The organism is Brevundimonas sp. (genome assembly GCF_035627055.1).
Taxonomy (GTDB): Bacteria; Pseudomonadota; Alphaproteobacteria; order Caulobacterales; family Caulobacteraceae; genus Brevundimonas.
The window spans coordinates 237,908-259,709 of sequence record NZ_DASPMM010000022.1; the positions used below are offsets into that span (position 1 = coordinate 237,908).

8 protein-coding genes are annotated in these 21,802 nt (G+C 63.6%); 5 read left to right on the forward strand and 3 right to left on the reverse strand.

Annotation, left to right across the window (positions count from 1 at the left end; all coding sequences use genetic code 11):
* Window positions 1-88: 88 nt before the first annotated feature.
* The gene (locus VEA98_RS11805; RefSeq protein ID WP_324814552.1) at window positions 89-13,027 is read right to left on the reverse strand and encodes a pesticin C-terminus-like muramidase; all 12,939 of its coding nucleotides are present in this window, start codon (window positions 13,025-13,027) and stop codon (window positions 89-91) included.
* A gap of 220 nt (window positions 13,028-13,247) precedes the next feature.
* On the opposite strand from VEA98_RS11805, the gene VEA98_RS11810 reads away from it, so the two are divergent.
* The gene (locus VEA98_RS11810; RefSeq protein WP_324814555.1) at window positions 13,248-14,375 is read left to right on the forward strand and encodes a tetratricopeptide repeat protein; all 1,128 of its coding nucleotides are present in this window, start codon (window positions 13,248-13,250) and stop codon (window positions 14,373-14,375) included.
* A gap of 334 nt (window positions 14,376-14,709) precedes the next feature.
* Here the strand turns inward: VEA98_RS11810 and VEA98_RS11815 are convergent, their stop codons facing one another.
* Window positions 14,710-15,198, reverse strand: a complete 489-nt coding sequence (locus tag VEA98_RS11815) for a hypothetical protein (RefSeq protein ID WP_324814557.1) — start codon at window positions 15,196-15,198, stop codon at window positions 14,710-14,712.
* Between the two features lie 327 nt (window positions 15,199-15,525).
* On the reverse strand, window positions 15,526-16,095 hold the full coding sequence (locus VEA98_RS11820; RefSeq protein WP_324814559.1) for a hypothetical protein: 570 nt from the start codon (window positions 16,093-16,095) through the stop codon (window positions 15,526-15,528).
* 179 nt (window positions 16,096-16,274) lie between these two features.
* Here VEA98_RS11820 and VEA98_RS11825 point away from each other — a divergent pair, with 179 nt between their 5' ends.
* The 4 genes from VEA98_RS11825 (at window position 16,275) to VEA98_RS11840 (ending at window position 21,800) form a co-directional block, all read left to right on the forward strand.
* Window positions 16,275-16,781, forward strand: a complete 507-nt coding sequence (locus VEA98_RS11825) for a DUF6650 family protein (protein WP_324814562.1) — start codon at window positions 16,275-16,277, stop codon at window positions 16,779-16,781.
* 628 nt (window positions 16,782-17,409) lie between these two features.
* Window positions 17,410-19,266: an ATP-binding cassette domain-containing protein gene (locus tag VEA98_RS11830; RefSeq protein ID WP_324814565.1), complete on the forward strand. Its 1,857-nt coding sequence runs from the start codon at window positions 17,410-17,412 to the stop codon at window positions 19,264-19,266.
* A complete protein-coding gene (locus tag VEA98_RS11835) occupies window positions 19,256-20,653 on the forward strand; it encodes a hypothetical protein (protein WP_324814568.1) in 1,398 nt (465 codons plus the stop codon). The genes VEA98_RS11830 and VEA98_RS11835 overlap by 11 nt, the downstream gene beginning before the upstream one ends.
* On the forward strand, window positions 20,631-21,800 hold the full coding sequence (locus tag VEA98_RS11840; protein WP_324814571.1) for a hypothetical protein: 1,170 nt from the start codon (window positions 20,631-20,633) through the stop codon (window positions 21,798-21,800). Before VEA98_RS11835 ends, VEA98_RS11840 begins: the two co-directional genes overlap by 23 nt.
* Window positions 21,801-21,802: the final 2 nt, after the last annotated feature.

Here is a 21,802-nt window from a genome sequence, read left to right on the forward strand (position 1 = left end):
GGTTCTTCCAACTGGGGGCCCCATTTGGTGTGCTGCAAGCCGAGCACAGCATAAGGAGGAAAGCCGCTACGACCACGCGCATAAGAGCTTACCTCGTTCTAGGTGTACCATTGGGCGCTGCACGAGCTTGCGCAATTGTTGCCAAAGTTTGGGCGATCATGGTGCGGTTGGCAAGGCGGCGTGTCCGGTTGCCGCGTTGATCGGCGGGGTAGTAGCTACCCGTTGCCATTCCCTGCAGTGTAGCCATGGATCCGGGCCAGTCACGTCCCACAAACTGCGTCCAGAGCGTTCGCATTGTGGTATTCCTAGAGGATGAGCCGTAATATTCACCATGGTTGAAACCAACGTCGACTATTACAGTCCTGAAACCCATATCTAGATCGCGGAACATTAGCGGATCATTGGGGTGGATTCTGGCATGATCTCTATCATAGCGATTTGCGATGGTTACGACCTTTGAGGCGAAGATGACCGCATCAATGGTTTCTGCCTCCAAGGCCGTCACTGTAAGAGGACTAGCTCGTAGGGATGCGCGGGCAGCGGCTCCTGTTCGCGTTCTCCCATGTCCAAAAGCGGCATGTGGCCTCAGCTTATCCGTCAAGGTTTGAGGAAAGCCAAAGCTATTGATTTGGGGTTCAGTATGCTGCCCAATGTCGAAGCCACTAGCGATTGTAACACCACTGCTTGCTGTGGGGACATATCCGTGAAGCTCGCGAGCACTTTCGTAACGAGCAATGGTGGCAACCGCATTCTGATCCAAATACAGGGATAGAGTTGCGTTAGCTCGATCTCGCCGCGCTATGAGCGACAGTTCGTATGGCGTATAGTTTGAGGCTGGTCCGGATGACCGACCCGCAACCTGGTAACTGCCACCTACGTCTTGGACGTCTGCAAGAAGCCGCTCGGCAGTGAATGTTCGTTCTGTGACCACCGCCAGTTCATGCTGCCGCACTGTGAACACTTGCTGATTGCCGGCGATATTCAACTGAAAGTCGAACTGGCCATGTCCTGAGAACCGCATTGAGCTGAGGTCACTGGACGCCTGATCCATAGCAAAGAGAGCGCCCTCGTCTATACGGTAAGTCGGTTGGTCAAAAGACACTCCTGCAATGTCGGCCGCTGCTTGGTCGTATTCTTCTGTAAGTGCGAGGTATAGGGCTGCAGACGCTTCTGTTGAGTTCGCTGCAGATTTTACAAGTTCGGCGTTAACGGAGATGGTGTTCTCTGCAGCGCTATATCTTGCGTTCGCAATCGCCCCAGATTCGGTCGACAAACCGCTTTCTAAAATCAATTCTGGTGCAGTCGCGCTCTCCAGTCTTGCGATCTGGCTGTTATCCAAAATTTCTCCGCCCACTCGGGTGCGGGCGTTATTCCATAGGTCTTCCGCAGTCATGCTAGGTTGGGTTTTCGCGCCTTGGGCGTGCACGCGTTCTCCGATCGCGTTCCCGATTGTCGTCGCCAAGACGTCCGGCAGCGCGGCAATGAGATTGTCGCCAAAATTCGTCCCCGTCAGCACCGACCGGGTTGCAGCTCCTGCAAAGGCTCCGGTCGCGCCCGACGTTATCGCCAGACGCGCACCCTCGGTGCTCCATGCCTCATGACGAACTCCCTTGGGATTGAGGTGGCTATCGACGGCTGACGTCACACCCCCGACCACGGCCCCCACAACGACGCCCGTCCAGTCGAACTTCTCCTGCAGGCCGGTCGCAACAGAGATGCCTTGCGTCACGGCGTTGCCGATGGCGCCCCGGGCTAGACCTCGCGCGAAGTTGTTGCCGACATTTCCGGCTCCGGAGAGGCCCGGAATCAGCTGTCCCATGCCCGCGCCGACGCCGCCGGCGATCGCAGCCATGCCGACCGCCTTCCAGTCGAACTTGTCCTGAATGCCGGTTGCGACCCCGAACGCCTGACTGGCGATCGATCCCGCCGCCCCGGCGATAGCGCCGCCACCGATAAACGAGCCAATACCGACGCTTATCGTTGAGGTGCCTACGGCGACGGATGTCGTCCCCGCCGCAATGCCGGCGCCCGTGAATGTGCCCGCGCCGGCAACCGTATTGGCGAGGGCCGCCGTGGCATACGGCGCCACGATCGCCGCCACCGCCACCGCGATCACCACCATCAGCATCTGCCCGATGGGCCCGCAGCCGCCGCCGCTCCTGGGCGGCTTGAGCTGGGTGGGGCTGACGTCGCCGAGGGTCTGGTTGGGGTCGTAGGGGCGGAAGGTCTGGGAGGTGTTGTGGACGTTGCCGACCCGGGCCGGGACGGTGATCGTCTGGCCCGCGGTGAGCAGCGAGGCCGAGGTCAGGCCGTTGGCCTCGGCGATCATGTACCAGAGCGAGGCGTCGCCCCAGACGGCGGCGGCGATGCCCTGCAGGGTGTCGCCGTCGCGGATGGTCCAGCTGGTCCCGCCCGAGCGGATGCTGTGCGGGGTCAGGGCCTCATAGGCGAGGTCGAAGTCAATGGCGTGGGTTGCGTAGTTGCCGTTCTGGAACGGGGCCGGAGTCGCCGGCCCGGTGTTGGCGCGGTCGTACATCGCCCCTTGGTAGGTCGAGACATAGGAGCCGTTGTTGGTGACCTCGCCGATGCGTCGGCCGCTGAAGTAGAAATACTGGTCCTTCGGATCGGCAAGGCTGGCGTTGTTGTCCAGTTCGGTGCGAGTTAGCACCTGGCCGTTGGCGTCGGTGACGAAGGTGACGGTGCGGTCGCGGTCGTCGTTGATGACCACCGTCGAGACGCGTCCGTTGACATCCAGGTTGAAGGTCGAGGTGTGCAGGGCGTTGGAGCCCGATCCGGTGTCGGAATCGTAGGTGATGGTCGCTTGCCGGGCGTCGTCCCACCAGCTGTAGCCATAGGTCGTGCTGGTCGGTGCCGAGGGTGTTGTAGAGCCGCCCAGCGGCCAGACGTCGGTGGTGCCTGTGGTCGTGACCGAGGTCACAACACCGCGCCAGGTCGAGCCTTCGAAATAGCTGTAGGTGGTGTTCTGGGTGTTGAAGCGGGCGGTGACGCCGGTGAAGATGTTGTCGTTGACGTAGGTGAAGGTCTGTTCGGTCAGAACCAGGCCGGCTTTGTCGTAGGTCGCGGTGCGGGTGTAGGTCGTGCTGACCCCGGTGCGGATGCCGGAGTTCTCCCACCGGTAGGTCAGCCGCCCCATGGCGTCGCGGACGTCCTCCGACTTCCACGTGATGGCGGAACGCACGACGGTGTCGGTCGTGGTGTTCCACTCGTCTTGCGACTTGCCGACCCGCGAGAGGTAGCCGTCGGCCGTGTAGTCATAGTTCTCAACCACGAAGCCGGGACGGTTTTCGTAGGTGGTGTAGTATTCCCAGTGACCGGACTCCTCGCCGGGCAGCTCTTCCATTTCACCACCGCCGCCGCCTGGGTCCGGGACCCAGACGGCCTCCGTGCCGGTGACGATGTCCGTCTGGACGGAGGTGCTGGTCAGCATCCGCCGCCGGTTGCCGGCGGCGTCATACTCCAGGTAGCGCCCGCCCCAGATCACGCCGTCCGTCATGGCCGCCTCGACCTGGACCATCCGGTCCAGGCCGTCGTAGCGGTTCCACAGGGTGGCGCCGGCGACGGTCGGGGTGGATGGTGTGGCCGTGACGTTGCGGAAATTGCTCTGGCTGGAGCGGATGTTGCCGTTCAGGTCGTAGGTCCACACCGTTCGGGTGGGGTCGGAAGCATTGGCGGAGCGATCTTCGAACCGGGTCAAGCGGCCCAAGGCGTCATACTCTGCGTAGCCATCCTGACGCACGGTCGATCCGGTAGCGTAGCGCTCGCGCGTCCGCGACCCGTTGGCGTCATAGGCGTAATCGACGCGCGTGCCGCCCGCCACGGCATCGGTCTGCCGCGACATCAGCCCGGTGTTGTACCAGTTCCAGGTCAAGTTCTGGCCGGCCGAAGAGGTCTGAGTGATCTGGCGGCCACCTTGGTCGTAACCCATGGCGTAGGTGCGGCCGCCGAGGTCGGTCTTGGCGGTCAGGCGTCCGAACCCGTCCAGCTTCTCCACGCCGACCTTGCCCGAGGCGTGGGTCGTGGTCTTGATCCAGCCCCCGAAGGTCCCGACGCCCGTGGTCGTCAGGGTGGCGTCCCAGATCCAGGCGTAGGTCGTGGCGCGGCTTTCGAAATCAGTTTGTGAAACGACGCGGCCCTCACGGTCGTAGACTGTCTTCTCCTTGAAGCTGGTCCCGAACTGGCTGTTCCAGTGCTGGATGCGCTGGCCCAGGCCGTCGTACCCGTAATAGTCGGTCAGCTGAACCAGCGAGCCGGTGTTGTTGCCGGGCGTGTACGCCGCTCGTCCCGGATGCTGGACTGAGATCAGCCGGCCAGCCTTGTCATAATTCTGCAGGGTGACGAAGCCGAGTTGGTCGGTGACCTTGCGCACATCGCCGAAGACATCGACGCCATAGGCCTTCGTCCCTTGGTCGGCGAAGAGCTCGCCGGTGACGACGGCCTCCTCGCCGTTGTGGCCGGAGCCGGCCAGCAGGGTGCGGCTCGTCCAGTAGCCGTTGGCGGTCCGAGTGGCGACCAGACGGCCGGAGATGTCGTAGCGGCGCTGCTCAGTGGGGCGGGCGTTGGCGACCACCCCCTGTTCGTTGGTGAAGGCCACCTCCGGGCTACGCTGCTCGATGATGCGGCCCATGGTGTTGTAGATGAAATCGGTCGTGAACCCTCGGCCATCGGTCTCGGAGATCACCTCGCCAAAGGCGTTGTAGGCGCGGCTGCGGCCGATCGTGGCGGTCGTGTAGACGCCGGTGGTCACGTCGCGGCTGAGCTGGGCGAAAGGCTGGAGCGTGCCGGTGGCCATGCCGCGGTTGTCGTAGAGGCTGAACGTCAGGACCGCGCTGCCTGGATCCTGAGCACCGATGGTGTAAGCCCCGCTGTTGGTCAGCCAGGTCGTCAGGGTCTCGACGTTGGCGTAATTCGCCATGCCGCCGACGGGGGACACGGTCAGAGTGACCCGCCCCGCCGCGTCGTAGAGCATGTAGCGGGCGACGCCGTCTCCGGCCGTCGATCGCCACAGCCGTCCGGCCGTGTCGTAGGAGAAGGTCTCCTGGACCACGCCGTTCAGGGTCTTCGAGGTGACCTCGCCGTGGGCGTTGTAGACGAGGCCCCGTCCGTCGCCGAACGACCAGGTTCCGTTGGTGGAAGCGGAACTTTCCAGAGTGACGCGGCCCAGCGCGTCATAGGTATACCGGCGGCCTTCGGTGACGGTGACGCCATCGCCGCGGACCCGGTCATAGCTTTCCTTCACAACCCGTCCCGCGGCGTCATAGCCGAAGTTGACTGTGAACCCGGTGGCGTCGGTGGACGAGCTCAGGCGCCCCGCTGCGTAGGCGTAGGTGGTGACCCGGGCGTCGGCCAGCAGGCCGCCCTGTTTGCCGTCGTCGACGCGTGTCACGCCGGACCAGCCGTTGTAGGCGGTCGTGGTCAGACGACGGACACTTGCGCCCAGATGGTCGGTGAAGGCGGAGGCAAGCGCAGTCTCCTGCCGGCCCATCAAATCGTAGCCGTAGTCGACATAGTCGCCGTTGGCCTCGGTCTTCTTCAGGACATTGCCGAGGCCGTCATAGGTGTAGGTGATCGTGGCGTCCGCGACGATCATCCGGTCGGCATCGGGGGGACCGGCGTAGACTTCAACACCTCGGCGAATCTCAGTCTCGCGCCGCCCGTTGCGATCGTAAGTGAAATCGGTGATGCGGTCGCCAAGTGAAGCGCTCGCTGTCCGCGGCGGCAGCGACGAGATCAGGCGACCCGACGTGACGGCGCCGACAACCTTGATCCCGTAACGGACCTCCTTGAGCACGTTGCCCTCGGCATCGCGCGCCCATGTCGTCAGATAGCCCTCGCCGTCGACAGCTGCGACTTGGCGGCCGAGCCCGTCATAGAAGCGGTAGGACGTCACACCCCGGCCGTCTGTGACCTCGACAAGGTTTCCGGCCGGGTCCCAGACCTGCTGGCTCGTGACCGTTCCAAGCGTCGTCGCATAGCCCGTGCCCGAGACGTACTGCCCAGTGCGGAGGCTGGCCACGGAGGTGGACGTGAGTCGGTTGTTCTTGTCGTAGGTGAAGGTCGTTTCCCGGTAGGTCCCCGTAGGAGCGGGCATTGTCCCGCCCGCCGTTGCCGGAAGCGCCGATTGGGTGTCGTAGACTCTGGCCCAGATGGCGTTATCGCGCGCGTCGTACATCCACGTGCGGCGCGTTCCCAATGCGTCAATCTCGCCGGTCTTGCGATTGAGGGCGTCGTAATAGAACAGCGTCCGGGCGCCGCCGGCATCGACCGTCTCGATGACATTGCCGAATGCGTCGTATTTGATCGTCTCTGTCGGGGTAACGCTCGAGGTCGAGAAGTTCGTCGATGACGTTACGGTCACCGGCTCGCCGATTTTCTTCGTCAGCCGGTCCAGCTTGTCGTATTCGAAGTCGGTGATCCGCTGCTCGGACAACGTCGCCGCCTCGATCGAGCGGGTCATATTGCCGAATGCGTCATACTGGAACTGGTTGACCACATTGCCAGGGGTAGAGCCCTGCATCGAGGTGATCGGCAGGAGCTCCGAGACCATCAAGCCACGCAGGTCGTAGGTGTAGGTGGTGGTTCCGCCGATCTTGTTGGTGACGCTGGTCCGGTCGCCAAAGGCGTTCAGCGTGTAGGTTTCGAAATGCCCCTCGGCGTCGGTCGTCTTGGTGATCCGGCCGAGATTATCGCGCTCGAAGCTGGTGACGGCGTCATCGGCATGGGCGGGCGTGGTCGGTGGTGTTCCGACCACAAGCGTTCCGGTTGCCTTCAGCGCGCCGCGCGTGACGGTGGCGACCTCGTCGCCGGCCCAATAGGTGGTCCGGGTCCAGCACCTTTCGGGATCCACCTGAAGGGTGAGCCGACCCGCGGTGTCGTAATAGAAAAAGCCGATCGAGCCCCTCGGATCGGTGACCTTGACCGCCTTGCCCAGGCCGTTCAGTTCGGTCGTCGTCACGCCGAGCATCGGGTCGGTGACGGTGATCTGGCGCCCGGCGGAGTCATATCCGTAGCTGGTCTTGGCCGCCGCGGTTTCATGGACGACGAGCAAGGCCGCCACGGCCGCCGTGGTCGAGTTGTCCGGAACCGACAGCGCGGTCGCGAACCGGGCCTCCTCCGTCACCAGCTCGCCGGTATAGGTGGTCCGGCTGACATAGCCGGCGGCGTCGACCACATAGTTTGCGCGCCCTGCGCCGTCGTAGATGATTTGGGTCTTGCGCACGCCCGCGGCGGCGTTGGCAGCGACCCAAGCCGCCATCTGGGCTTCCGTCGGGTTGGAAGCCAGGCCGGTCATGTCGGAATCGGCGGCGTACCGCAAGGTGCGGATCGTCCGGCCGGCGGGGTCGTTGACGAAGGCGGTGACGAACCCTTCGGGATCGATGGCATAGGATTGACGGTTAGCGGCGTCGAAGATCGCCCGCGTGATCCGGGCGCCCGTTCCGTTCCCCGGCGTCCAGGCGCGCAGCTGCGCCTCCGTCGGCGTCTGCGAAGCCGTGTAGAGGCTCGCGTAGCGGATCTGGCGAACCACATTTCCCGCACCGTCGTAAAGGTTCTCGGTCACTGCCCCGACGGCGTCGACGCTGAACACCAGCCGGCCGTCTTCGTCATGGATGTAGGCGTTGGAGCGGTCGAGGGCGGCGTTGAGGGTCACCTTGGCTTCGACCTGCGAGGCGGTCGGCGCCTCGCCTAGTCCGGTCCGCTCGCCGGCCGTCAGCGCGTCGGCGTAGGTTATGGTCCGAACAACGCGGCCTTCGGCGTCATAAACGTTGCGGGTGACGCCGCCGGCGGCGTCGACGGTCAGGGTCAGCTGCCCTTCGGCATCGTAGACGAAGCGGGTCTCGACATACTGTCCGCTCGTCAGATAGTCGCGACGAAGCGTGGCGTTCCCCTCGCCGTCATAGACGTACTCGCTCTTGACGTTCAGAACCGCTTCGCCGACCCGCTTGCTCAAGAGCCTGTTGAGTGCGTCATATGTAAAGAAGGTAGAGCGCTCGGCGCTCGAGGCGGCGGCTTCGAGGAGGCGGGTCAGATTGCCTTGGCGATCGAAACGGTACTGGGTCGTGAGCGCCAGATTTAACGGATCGACGATGATCTCGGTCGTCCGGCCTAGGCCATCGAACTTGTAGTCGGTGCGCACACCCGACGCGTCGGTGACGCGGATTTGCTCGCCCAGCCCGTTGTAGACGTAGGTGGTGACCAGGTTCAGTCCTGCAGGGTCGACGGTCCTTGTCAGCTGGCGGTTCGCGGCGTCGTAGGTGTAGCTGACCTTTCGGTCGCTCGCGTCCGTGGTTTCCAAAAGGCGGTCGGCGTAATCGTAGTCGTAGTCCGTCGTCTCGCCGAGGTCGTTGGTCGAACTGACTAGGTTGCCGTTGCGATCGTAGACATAGCTCACTTCCCGCTCGGAGCCGTCTCTGAAGGCGACGGTCAGGCCGCGATCGTCATAGGTGGTGGTGGTCTCGACGCCCTCGGGCGTGAGCATGATCACCTGCCGGTTGAAGGCGCTGTGCGTGAAATGCGTCGTGTTGTTCTGGCGGTCGGTGACCCTGATCGTATGCCCGCGCGCGTCATATTCGTAGGTAGTTTTGTATCCGAGGGCGTCGAACCGCTCCACGATCCGGCCGGCACGGTCGTAAGAGTTGCTGCGCATCTTGTTGCGGGCGTCGGTCGTGGTGATAGCGCGCCCAAACGCGTCGTAGGTTGCCGAGGTCACACGGTCGATCCCGCCGCTGTCCTCAACGGTTTGGGTCACCGCGCCCCGACGGTCGCGGGCATAGGTGCTGAGCCGATTGACCACCGCGCCGTTGAACTCGCCCAACTGATCCGTACGCGAGGCCATCTCACCAAAGGCGTTGTAGCCAAAGGCGGTCGTAACCGAGTTCGTGGTTCCGGCGGCGCTGGCGGCGCTCGAAACCCATACCGTCGTCTGTTTCACCGTATCGTCGACATTGTAGGCGTAAGCTGTGCGACGATCAGAGCCGCTGTTGACGATCAGGCTGGTCAGGGCCGCGACCGCTGGCCCGCCGGTCAGCCCGGCGGTCGAAATGCGGCCGATATGCTCGCGGGTTTCGATCAGCCGGCCGAGCGCGTCATAGCTGTGTTGGACGACCTCGCCGAGCGCGTTGACCTCATGGGTCAGGCGACCGTCGGCGTCGTAGAAGAATAGCGTCTTGGCGCCGGCGGCGGCGTAGGTGCCGTCGCGGTCGGTCTGCGCGATCAACCGGTCTGCATCGTCGTAGGTGTAGGTGGTTCCCCAACGCCGGTAAATCTGGTCGACGTCAGCCTTGGTCGGGCTGCCACCCAAGGCCGCCAGCGCGACGGCGCCCTGGGCGGTCAACTGCCCGATCAGGCGGCCGCGCCGGTCGTAGCGTTGCAGGGTCGTTCGGTCGTCGCCGGATACCACGTCCGTCGTGACGCTGACGAGCCGGCGCAGCGCGTCATAACCATAGGTGATGGTTTCGGTCCCGCCGGTCACTGCGCGACTCTCGGTGAGCACTTGGCCGTAGCCGTTGCGGGTGTAGTTGACCGTCTCGATCACCGGCGAGGGGGGCGCGGCCGCCAGTTGGGCCAAGGTCGGCTGACTGGTCGGGACAGCGGCGAGCTTGCGGCCGGTGACCACCTGGGTGAGGTGGCCGAGCGGGCTGTAGTCGTAAAGTGTGACCTCGCCTTCGCCGTTGACCGTTCCGCGCAGGAAGCCACGGCCGTCATAGACTGACCAAGTCGAGATGTTCCCCGGATTGGCCGGCGACTGCACCTCGGCGAGCAGGGCGGCGTAGGTTCCGGTCTGCAGCAGGGTCGCGTTGGTCACCTTCTCGGCGAAGGCGTCGGTGCCGATCACCCTGCCGGCCCGGTCGTAGACGACGCGGCTGAAGAATCCCTCTGCGTCCAGCGCTCCGATCCGTCGGCCTGCGGCGTCGTAGAAGTAGCGCGTAATGCGGTCCTGGCCTGCGGTCGCTCCCGGAAGGACGAGGGCGGTCGGCAAGGTCGATTTGAATCCGGTGAGTTGACCTGCGGTCAGGCGGGCGGCGTAGCGGATCTCCGACAGCAGCCGTGAGGCGCCGTCATAGGCGTAGGACGTGGTCGCGCCTGTGCCGTCGATGGTCTGCAGTACGCGGCCAGCGTCGTCGTAGACCGTCCAGGTCCAGCTATCGTCGGCCCCGCCCGCCGGACGAACGGCGGCCAGCTCCACGCCCGTCGGATTTCCGGCAGCGTCGGTCAGGCTGGCGATCTGCGCCGGAGTCAGGCGCGTCGCGTACCGCACCGTGGCGACCAGCCGGTCGGCGGCGTCGTATTTGTACTCGATCAGCGAGCCATCGCCGTCGATCTCGGCGACCTTACGCCCGACGCGGTCGTAGAGGTGATGGGTGGCGAGGCCCGTCGGATCGACCTGGACGCGCAGCCGTCCCTGGTTGTCGTAGCGGTATTGCGTCCCCGTGGCCGGCAGTAGCTCATTGATCAGTTCGGCTGAGAACTCGCGAATCTCAGGCTGATAGAAATAGGTCGAGAACCCGAGGTTGGTCTCGTCGTAGTAGTCGAAGAAGCGCGCCTGGACCTGCGGGTTTCCTGGCAGGGTGTCATTCCAGCGGTAGGTCGTGGTCGACGCCACCTTCGCGCCCGTCGTGGTGTCGTAAACCCCACCCAACGACCCGGCGGCGACGAGGCCCGCTCCCTGAGGAAGCACGTAGCCGACGACCTTGTACCATCGATCGCTCTGGAAGAGGTTGGCTTGGGCCGCCGCCGAAGCGCTGAAGAAGTACGGATTGTTGTTGTCGACGCCCGTCGTGCCGTTTTCGACGGTGCCGCTCACCCCTTCGAGGCCGAAATAGATCGAGTGGCGGGTCAGGTCAGACTTGCGGAAATAGAAGACGAACTCCATCGCCCTGGTCGGGTCGACTGGAACTGGATTGGTGAAGTTGCCGCCGCCATTGGCGTTATTGACGGTCTGCCCGGATTGAATGGCCACGACCTCCCGACCAGCCGGGCCGGCGATCACCGCCCACTGCGTCTCGTTGGCGTAGGCGGCCGGGTTGGGCCAGCCCGGCACGGTCGCCGTGCCGCTTGGCGCCGCGCCTTGCGGCCAGCCGGTCAGGTTGACGAGGTTCTCGCCTCGGTCGGTTTCGGTGCGGCTAACCCGCTCCCCCGCGCGGTTGTAGACCGAGATCTCGTTCAGGCCGTCGGCGCGCCGGATCACGGTCGTGCCGAGTGCGTCCAGGAAGATGCTCGAAGTGGTCGAGCCGGTGAAGTCCACCGAGCTGACCATCCGGCCCAGACCGTCGTAGACGAATGTCTCGGCGCCGCTCACGCCCGTGACGATGCGGGAGAGAAGCCGGCCGGATTGGTCGTAGACGTAGTTGGTGCGGGTGGCGGCCGAGCCGCCGTCCGCGCCGCCGCTGGAAAGCACGGTGGAGTAGGCCACGGTCTGGACGATCGTGGGCCGGACGCTGTCGTAGATCACCTCGGTGATTTGGGCCTGCGTCTTGTCCGTAAGGTTGGCCGCCCAGTTCTGGAGCGCCACCTCGGTGATCGACTGGGTCCACGCCAGACCGGTCAGATTGTAGCCATCGCCGGTGAACGCCGTTGTGCGGATCAGCATCCCGTCGGGCCGGTAGTCGTAACGGGTGACATCGCCGTTGGCCGCCACCATGAAGCGGAGATGGTTCTCGCTGTCATAGGCGTAGCGGGTGGTCAGCGGATCCCCCGGCATGACGGCGTCGGTGTTGTTGGCGTCCGGCGACTGGTAGCGGGTGTCGGTGAGAACCGCGTTGGCGGCGTTATAGGTACGGCGGGCGGCCAGATAGCTGTTGGCGGCGGTGCGCTGGTACTGGTGGGTCCACAGGCCGTTGTGATCGCCGCCGGTTCCGTCGCCGTTGGCGTCGTCATAGACATAGTCGGTCCAGCTGGTCGGCGAGGTCTTGACCCGCAGCAAATTGCCGTGCGTGTCGTAGGTGAACTCGCGCACCTGCGCCGTGCCGCCCTGAGTCGCGGCAGGTTCGGTGATCTTCGTCAGCCGCCCCGTGGCGGTCTCATACTCCAGCGACGTGATCAGGCCGGCCGGATCGGTGACGTCGGTCCGGGTCGCGCTGACGTAGGTATAGCTCGTCGTGCGGCTGACGCCGGCCGCCACGCTCTGGGTGATCGAGGTGACGCGATAGGCGCCGCTCGCCTCATAGCCGATGTCCACCCGCGACCCGTCGGTCTGGCTGATCGAGGCCACCCGGTTCGAGGTTCCGTCGTAGGTGTAGGTGGTGATGTAAGTCTTGCCGTCGGTGACGGCATTGTCCGTCGGGCTGAGGTCCACCGTCACCGACGTCAGGCGGTTGAGGGCGTCGTAGGCGTAGCGCGTCCGCGTCTGCGTCAGCCAGTTCACCGGAGTCTGGGGATCGCGATAGGTCGAGACCAGTTGGGTTAGGTTGTTTCCGGACCAGGTGAAATCAGTGTAAGCCCCGTCCTGGGTGGTGATCCGCGAGATCAGGCCCGCGCCGGTATAGGTGAACGTCAGGCTGTTGCCGTCGGTGTCGGACTGTTTGGTGATGCGGAAATTGGTCCCGCCGTCATACGTCTCGTAGGTCTCGGTGATGCGGCTGTCGCCGTCGGTCCAGGTCCATTTTCCAGACACCGTGTCCAGCGCCAGCGTGTCGTAGGCCCCTCCGCCTTCGGTGGTCCGCCAGGGGTTGGTCCCGGTCGAGACATAGGTGACGACCGACCCGTCCCAGTCAGTGCGGCTCGGGACGCCGCCGGAGACCGTCACGCGGCGCGAGCCGATCCGCCAGCCGTCGTTGTTGTCGCCGTCAAACGCCCCTTGGCTGTTGTAGGCGCGCGAGATCGCGTTGTCCGGACCCAGGCCGACCAGAAACTCGTCCTGATTGGTCACCACCAGATTGCCGGTCATGGCGTTGACGGTGACGCCTTCGCCGGCGCGGCCGAGGGCGGAGGAGCCGAGCTGCCCTCGCGAGCCAAGAACCCACCCCGAAGTCTGCTCCAGTCCCAAACGGGATCCGATGACCGTCGCCACCATGCGTCCGTACTCCCCGACTAGAGGACGCGTGCGGCCGCACACTTCCCCGACAGTTCTTCATCGGGAGGATGCGGCGAGAGTTTACGGATATTTTCAGTATCGGGGTCCGAATTCCCGCAAGCTTCGGATTTGCAAGAGAAACATATTTCCGGCCTCCGCCGATTGCGCCCCCGGAGCCGGACGCCCTAGTCTGCGACGGAAGCAGGGGACGGAACGCACCATGGACGATGCGGCTGGGGCGTCGGCGAGATACGAGCGGCTAAAGGACTATTTGTCGGCGGACAGCGACAACCTGCGCCTGATCGCCGAAGCCGCCGACGCCGCCTGGCTCGCAGGCGAGCCAGCGGAGGCGACGGCTTTGATCGAGCGCCACGCTGCGGTAGCGCCGCCGCCGCCGTCCCTGATCAATCTGCTCGGCCTGTGCGCCCTCGCCGACGATCGCTTCGCCGATGCCGCCAGCATCTTCTCCAGCCTGCTGGCCGACCGCCCGGCTGATCCGGGTTTGCGCTTCAACCTCGCCTGGGCCCGCAGCCGCCTGAATGACCACGCCGGCGTGCTGGAGGCGCTCGCGCAGGCGACCGAAAATTCGCAGGCCGCCGCCCTACAGGTGCGGTCCCTGCATCATCTCGGTCGCCTCGAGGAAGCGCTGGTGGTCGGCGACGCCTGGGAGGGGCGCAGCGACGACCCAGATTTGTGGTCAGCTCTGGCGACCGCCGCGCTGGATCACGAGGATTTGGAACGGGCGGCTCGCTGGGCTGGGCGGGCCGACACGACGGCGGAGGGCCAAGCCGCCATCGGCATGCTGGCCATGGCTGAGGGTCGGTCGGCGCAGGCGCGCGAACACTTCGAGCAGGCATTGGCCTTACGGTCCGACCTCGCCCGCGGTCACTTGGGCATGGGAGCGGTGCTCCTCTCGGGAGACATGCCGACTGACGCCGCCAGACGGTTCGATCAGGCCGCCGAAACCTTCGGCGATCACCTCGGCTCCTGGATAGCCGCTGGTTGGGCATGGCTGATTGCGGGCGACGCTGAAATGGCGCGAGAGCGCTTCGAACGGGTCATCGCTCTCGATGACACCTTTAGCGAGGCGCACGGCGGGCTCGCGTTGCTCGATTTCCAGGAAGGTCGTCCGGATGACGCCCGACGGCGAGCGGAGATTGCGCTGCGGCTGGACCGCCACAGCCTGGGCGGTACGCTGGTGAGCAGCCTGCTCCTTGAACAGGCCGGCAAAGCTGAGGCGGCGGCGGCCATCGTCCAGCGAGCTTTGACAGCCCCTATCGGTCCCGGCGGGCAATCCATCGCCGAGGTGCTGGCGACCAGAGCGGCGATGGGCCGAATCGCACCGTAAGCGTTGGACTTCCGTGTACTGAGCGGATCTTCCCAGAACCGCGCTTTGCGCATTTTGCAGACGTGGTGCGAATACAAGGTGGGCGCCGCCTTGCGCCGGACCTGCACATTCTCACCCCACAACGCGTTCGACAGCTAAGCGACGCTTTGAGACGAGCCGACGACAAACGGAGTCGAGGATGGGCGAAACACGGCCGCCTCCGCTTGGCCTGCGCTCGGCCCTACGGCCAACGCATCCTCCATCGACGAGCGGGCAGCTGTGGCCGCGTAGCCGACTTTCCTGTGCTCAGTGCACATCCAGACAAACGCACTCTTCAGATGGCCCCCCTGGGGCTTCACCAAGTCTGATTGCAATCGGCGACGCCGAGAGTGGCGTAGTGGTTGAAGATCGCAGCGGTCGCTTCCACGAAGGGGAGGTATGCGTCGCCCTCCGCAACCAGCTGCGTCGCCGTCAGATCCACTGCATTGTCGAGCAGCGCCATCACGATGTAGCTCGTCGCGACCCCCTCATCCCGCAGATCGTCGATCACTCTCCAAAGGGTTTGTTGGTGCGTTTCTGTGAACTGGCCTTCGTTTTCCCCATAATCCAACGAACCCTCCATCGTGCCTCGAATGTGTTCGTCGATCTCAGGGTAGGTTCGATCGGTTGGCAGCGGCGTTTCGGGCCGAAAGCGATGCTTTGCGCTGGCTGAAGCGGGTGTTGATCGGCGCCGCTGCGATCCCTCGGTCTTTCGTGGGGCCTCGGTCGCCGCTGGTGCTGTCGCCTTTCGGAAAACCGGGCGACGGCCTTGTTGCTGAAGAGTTCTTGAGTGAGAGGTCGGCATGGTTCGATCTCCTGACGCAGGAAGGGTCGATGTTGAAATTCAGGGAGATCTGATCGTCGTATCCGCAGATACGATCAGCCGACGGATCTGACGCCTTAAAGCCAGACCGCGTAGGCGGACGTCAGCGCCGCAGCGCCGCATCACCAGAATGCCAAACTATCCCACTCATGTATGCAAGTCAATAACTCGCCGCGTGTAATCGGAGGAGCGAGAAGCCTGCTAAGGCCGGAATCGGAACGACGAAGCGGCGCACTGCGGAGTGCTGGCATTCGGGTCTGCCGCGAATTGAGACCGACGCCCGCCGCCTCTGGGGTTCTGCGGATAAGCTCAGGGGGCGTCATCCGGAAAAGCGCCTGTGTTCATCGCGGCGAGGTAGGCCCTTTCGATCTCCGGCCATGTCTCCGAGACCTCGTTTGGCACTCTATGATAGGAAATGAGCCGATCGATCTGTCGCGTTAGTCGCCTCGCGCGAACTGCATTCCGGAGAAGTCTGGAGAGCGCGACCTGCTTGTTGGCCTTCAGATCTGCAGCGGCCTCGAGAGCTGCTTGATTGACTTGACGACCGAGTTCCGCTCCTTCCACTCCACAGCGAATGGCGCCATCTGTCAGCCCGGGCCGAGCGACCAGAAGACTGATCACTTCCGCTGCGCGCTGGCCACGCTCTCCAAAATCCTGAAAGCGCAGGCTGTAGTCGCCGACGAGATGGCTTTTGGACAGCTCAACATGGACGCTCGAATATGAGGTCAGGGCTTCCTTGACGGCTCTCACAATTTCCGCGACCGAGCCCGTCAGGGCCTCCTCCGCAGCCCTTCGTCGTCCATGAGCTTGCACCATCTCAAGAACGAACGGCACCGCGAGGGCCACAAAGCCGGCGAACAGTGTGGCGATGGCGCTCACCGCGTTCCAATCCAATCCGCACATGTTCGAACTATCTCCTTAAGCACTCGAAGCGTAGCCGTGGGAGGCCTGCATCGGAAGGGCGCGCAAGTGGGTCTGTGTAAGCTCGATCGGAGGATGTCTGCTATGCGGGGGGGCTGCAGCCGCCTTCCGTGCGTGCTTGCTCGTTGAGGAGAGTGATGAGAAATCCGTTCAGACCCGTCGCCCGTGTTTCGGCGGAGACCGCGAGACGCATCACCGGCATCTCCACCCCATTGGGGGGAGTTCAATGGGCGGATCCGGGCCCATCAGATCGTGACCGGGTGCGAGAGCTTCTCATCGAGTTGGAGGACAGGCGGGTTCTGTACAACCCTGATTGGCTCGAAGTTCGATCGCAGGTCGACGAGTCGATCAACGAGATTCGGGGGATTTGCACAGAGGCGCTCAAACGGTTCTCGCCTCGAGACTACGCAACTCAAGCCCTTCGCGTCATTCGAGCGGCGTGTCGTCGGTACCTGGATGACACCCAGATCGAGTTTCGCTTCGCTCAATGGGATACGGAACCAAATGGTTTGTCAGCCGGGGCATTTCTTGCGCTGGGAGCCTTCCGCGCCACGGTAGGGCAAGAGGTGGCGCGACTGGCGGCGCAATATGATCTCGACGTTGAGGGGGAGCTTGCTAGCATTCTGCCTAGACCGGACGAGTGACAGCCAGGCAACTTGCAACGCGACGTCGAGAGCCTTGTGATGGAGACCGCGCGCGAGCACATTCTTTCGACGCGGAGGAGAACCGAGCTTCCTGCGAGGTAGCGATAGCGCGCAGTGTCACGCGGGTCTCTCTTCCGTAAGGCTGAGCCCGATGGCTGAAAGCTTTCGTGGGCGTATGGCCCGGCAACAGCGTCAGTGCAGATGTGGAGAAAGACACCGAGGGCGCGCGGTGCTCAATTCGCGAGGTCCGATTCTGACTCTTTGCAGACTCACGGGAGTTCCGCTTCGCGGCCAAGGCCGGACGTCCGTGAGGGTAGGGAAGGTCGTCCACATCTGGCTCATAGCGACCGTCGTGAAGGTCCCTTATGGACGACACCGACGCTCCCTTCACAAGTTTGGCTCTTGTCGCCATCGAGGATCGCGACTACGGCGCGAGGCTCGACCGAACGATTGCGGCCGCGACGTTCACAGGTTGTGGGCGACTTGCTTGGCCTTCTCCTACAGTCCAATGCAGGGGGCGCGGTCTGGGGACCGAGGAGATCGACGAGTTGGCTTTTCGGTTGAACGCCTGTCTCTCTTGGCGGCGCCTTGATCTAACGACGGTGTGTAAGACGTGGCGGACGGTCAGTTGACCAAACCAGTGGTCTCGGAAGACAAGACGCTAGGCTTCGTGGTTCGGTCGACGACCCCACGCGGCGCAATCAAGCGCGTGTCGCTAACAGCGCGGGATGGCTCGACAGTTCAGATCGACCTGCATCGGTTTGCCATGGTCGGCCCGGGCGACGTCATTGAGATGAGACAGGGCGTTGAGCGACTGATCGCCTGCCGGGTCGAGAGCGGCGCGAAAAGCATTGTGCTGACGCCCGCTTTCGAGACCGTTGAAACGATCGATTTCGCCGGCGACAAGGTTGAGGCGCGCGTCTCTGAGATCACGACCACCGCGGAGATGGCCGATTTCGCCTACCTAGAGGGCTTCCATTACCGCGGCACGAACCTCTCCGGCGGTCCTGGAGCGCCGAAGGAGAAGAAGCGGCTCGGCGGCCGGCGCGCGGTTCTGGTGCTGCAGTTGAGGCTCGGATCCGACTGGCGAACCATCGGCTATATCGAGCTGCAGATGCCGTTGATGATGGCTAAGCCGCGGCACCGCGCCTTCTCCAGCCAGTTTGACCACCCTACCTTGGACGTCTCCTGGGAGACCTGGAGAAAAGGCGGGCAGTCGCTCGTCAACCGCATCGCGCGGATCGCGCGAGTCGTGGTGCATCCCGAGTATAGGGGCGCCGCCCTGGCCGGTCCGCTCGTTCGCAACGCGATCCGCTTCGCGCGGGACCGCTGGCACATCGCCGGTCAGAAATGTCTGTTCCTCGAGATCTCTGCGGAGATGCTGAAGCACATCGATTTCGTATCGTCTTCAGGGTTCACCTACCTTGGCGAGACCGAAGGCAATCGGGCGCGGCTGGCCAAAGATCTCACCAGCATGGAAAACGGCGCGTCCGGTGTCTCTGGCATTATGAGCCTGCAGCGGAAGTACCACGGTATTTTCAACAAATATCGGGCGGCGTCGGGCGAGGATCCGGTTTCCCTCATCGCCAAGATCGGTGATGTGGTGAAGTCCGATGATTCCTGGGCCAGCATGGACGTGTCGGAATGGCTGGCGCTCAGGCCGATCGTGCGTTCGCCGATCCCCTATTACATGATCGGCCTCGATGACTATTCCAACGCCTATGTGAAGAAGGCCCGCGTCGACCTCCCGAACCGGGCTCGATCCAAACGCGATGTGGCTCGCGTCGATCTGCAGGTGCGGGCGCTTGAGGTCTGGTCGAACTATCAGGTTCCCATCACCCCCCAGACCCGAATGATCATGGACGGCTTCGGCATCGTCGATGACACTGTGTCCCTCAAGCTCATCGGCCCGATCGATTTCAGCGCCGCGCCAGGCTCCGTCACCTTCGTCGCCGGCGCCAGCGGCTGCGGCAAGAGCATGCTGCTGAGCGCGCTCGACCCATCCTGGCGGCAGGACACCGCCAAGATGACGGGAGAGGTATCGCCGACGGATTACCGCGCGGGATGGTTGCGTCCCCTCCCGGAAGATCTGCCGATCTTCGAAGTCTTGGCCGAGCGCTTCGGGCCGGAGCGCACTTTCCACGCCCTGGCGAGAGTAGGACTGAGCGAGGCCCTGTTGTTCTTGAAACCCTATTGGATGCTGAGCCGGGGACAGCGCTACCGCGCCATGCTGGCGAACCTTATGCTGCAGGACGATCCGGTCTGGCTAATCGACGAGTTCTGCTCTGACCTTGACCCCATCTCGGCGCGGATTGTGGCCCAGCGCCTGCATGAAACGGTCAAGAAGGAAGGCCGGATCGCCATTGTGGCGGCCGCAAACCACGGTCATTTTCTCCAGGCGTTGAAACCGTCCCAAGTGATCTATCTGTCGACCAGCGGCAGTGGAACCCGCAGGACATGGCGGGAGCAGCTGGATGCCGTTTAGCACTAAGATTTCAGAGACGTTCGGGCGGACGATCGACACGAGCCCCTACGTCACGCTCGATCCCCTGGTGAAGCAGACCTATGTGTCCAAGGGGCGTAACATCATCTTCGGACGCCAGACCATCAACGCCGAGGCCAGCGATCTCCTCTACCTCGGCAAGGTGCTCGAGTCCGGGACAGGGACCAGCTATCTCGGATCCGACGCCTGGCTCGACACCAGTTTTCCGCATGTGGTCTACATCACCGGTACGCGGGGCAGCGGAAAGAGCGTGGACCTCGGCATCCTGATCGAGGGCCTATCCAGGCTGAAGACCGCCTCGCCCGTGCAGCGAGACGTCACGCCGATCGCCTCATTTCTGATCGATACCCAGAGCCAATTCTGGACCCTGCGCTTTTCGCCGAAAGACGACCTGCCCATCCATGCCGCTCAAAAGGCGACCTTGGATGAATGGAATCTCTCCCCGTCTGAGCTCGCTGACGTGAAGTTCTTCGTTCCGCCCGGAGCGACCCGGTTCCTCGGTGATGAAGAGCCGCTGCAGATCCGCCCGAAGGATGTTCTTCATGAGGAGTGGTGCAGCCTCCTGGGCCAGGAGATCTATGGCCCGCAGGGCCATATTCTCGCCAAGACGCTCGAGCGGTTCGCCGGCTCGGACTATTCGGTCGAGGAGATGATCACCTACATCGCTTCGGCCGCCAACTGGCCGGGCGTCGCGGAGGGGTCAAGGAAAGTCCTTCAGTATCGGCTCGAAGACTATCAGCGGACCGGCCTGTTTTCGAAGGATGGGCTCGACATCTCAGCGCTTCTAGTCGGAGGGCGTTGCAATGTCTTCATGCTCAGAGAGCTAAGGGATGAGGACAAGGCGCTGGTGACCGCCATCCTCGCGCGCCAGCTGTTCACGACCATGGGGCGCTATCATCAAAAGCGGCGGGTGGATGAGTTCTTCTCGACCGGAGAGCAGGCTGAGAACTTCCCGAGCCGCGTGTGGCTTCTCATCGATGAGGCCCATGTGGTCTGCCCGAGCCAGGGCTCGTCGCCGGGGCGGGCGGCGCTGGTTGAATATGTGAAGCGCGGGCGAGACGCCGGTTTGTCGCTGGTTCTGGCGACCCAACAGCCCTCGGCCGTGGACGATCGTGTCCTCAGCCAAGTCAACATCTCGCTGGCCCACAGACTCAGTTTCTCCAGCGACATCGCGGCCTCCATTAGTCGCATCCCGACCAAGACGCTTTCCGGCATGCGGGTCAGCGCCACCAAGCTCACAGATTTCGGGGACATGGTGCGGTTGCTTGATGCCGGTCAGTGCTTCATCGGCGATCAAGGCACGAGCCGCGTGGTGTTGCTCCAAATGCGTCCCAGGATCACAGCCCATGCTGGCTACAGCCCCCTCTAGCGACTTTACGCCCTTTATACGCAAGATCGGCTATTCGGTCGGGCTGGAGTTCTTGCTCGATCGCGTCAGAGCCTTCGGCGTAGCCTATGGCGAGGCCGAGGTCTTCGGTTACGGCGACGTCGTTCGCCTCGTCCAAAAGGACTGGCACCTCAGGACTCTCAATGTGCTCGACGTTCTGCGAAGCCTAGGCGTCGTCTCGGTGAAGAACGGAGAGGTCGCGGTCCTTGAAGTCGGCGATGCGCTCGGGGTGGCTTGGCGCGATAGGGACGCTATCGATTACGAGGGCGCTTCGGCCTTCTACCTCACCCACGCGATCGTTTCGGCCGATGGCGACATCTTTTTGAACGCCTTGGCGTCCGGCTTTGACGAAGAGGGGTTTCGGGAAAGCATCGAACGGATGATCGAGCACAAGTGGAGCATCCTCGAGGACCGCTTCGCCACGGCGGACTTACGCAAGAGGTTCTACAAGGCCGTGAACATCGAGCTTCAGTCCAACAACAGCGGCAGCCGCGGCGGTCAGGGCCGCGGTCTTGGGCTGCCGCCCGTGGGCGCGCCGCTCGGTCAGGGGCCGCTGTCTGGGCCAGTCTCTCGTCCGGCCATTCAGCTCAGCGCCGACTACCTCAGGAAGACACTTGTCACTCGTCGCGCCTGGGCGCTCGCGCTGGGACTCGCGGATGTGGCGGGCAACCCGACGAACCAGGGACGCCAGCTGTTGGACGCTGTCAGCGACGCCGGCTTCGGCGGACCCTCGTGCATCGCGATGTGGCCTCTGGACCATGAGGTCGATGCGACCGGGATCGGATCAGGAAATTACTATCCCAGGTTGGATTCCTGGTCGTTCATGGTAGTGATTGCGAGGGGGCTAGGCTTGATCGGCGAGCCCGTGCCCTGGGGGCCGGGCGTCCATGAGCAGGCGATCCGCGACGTCGAGCGCTGGTTCTCCCTGTATTGGTCGATCAATCAGTCCAAACGGATGGTTCGCAATCAGATGCTGGGGCGGGTGTTGTACCGATTGGAGATCGCCAAAAGCCTGGGCCGAGCGCCGCTGCCTCTGCCGGCGGTGTTTGACCGGGAGATGGAGGCCGACAGCCCTCGGCTGACCGCGCGGCGGTCCAGAGAGGCTGAACTCGCGATCGCGCTTCGCTAATC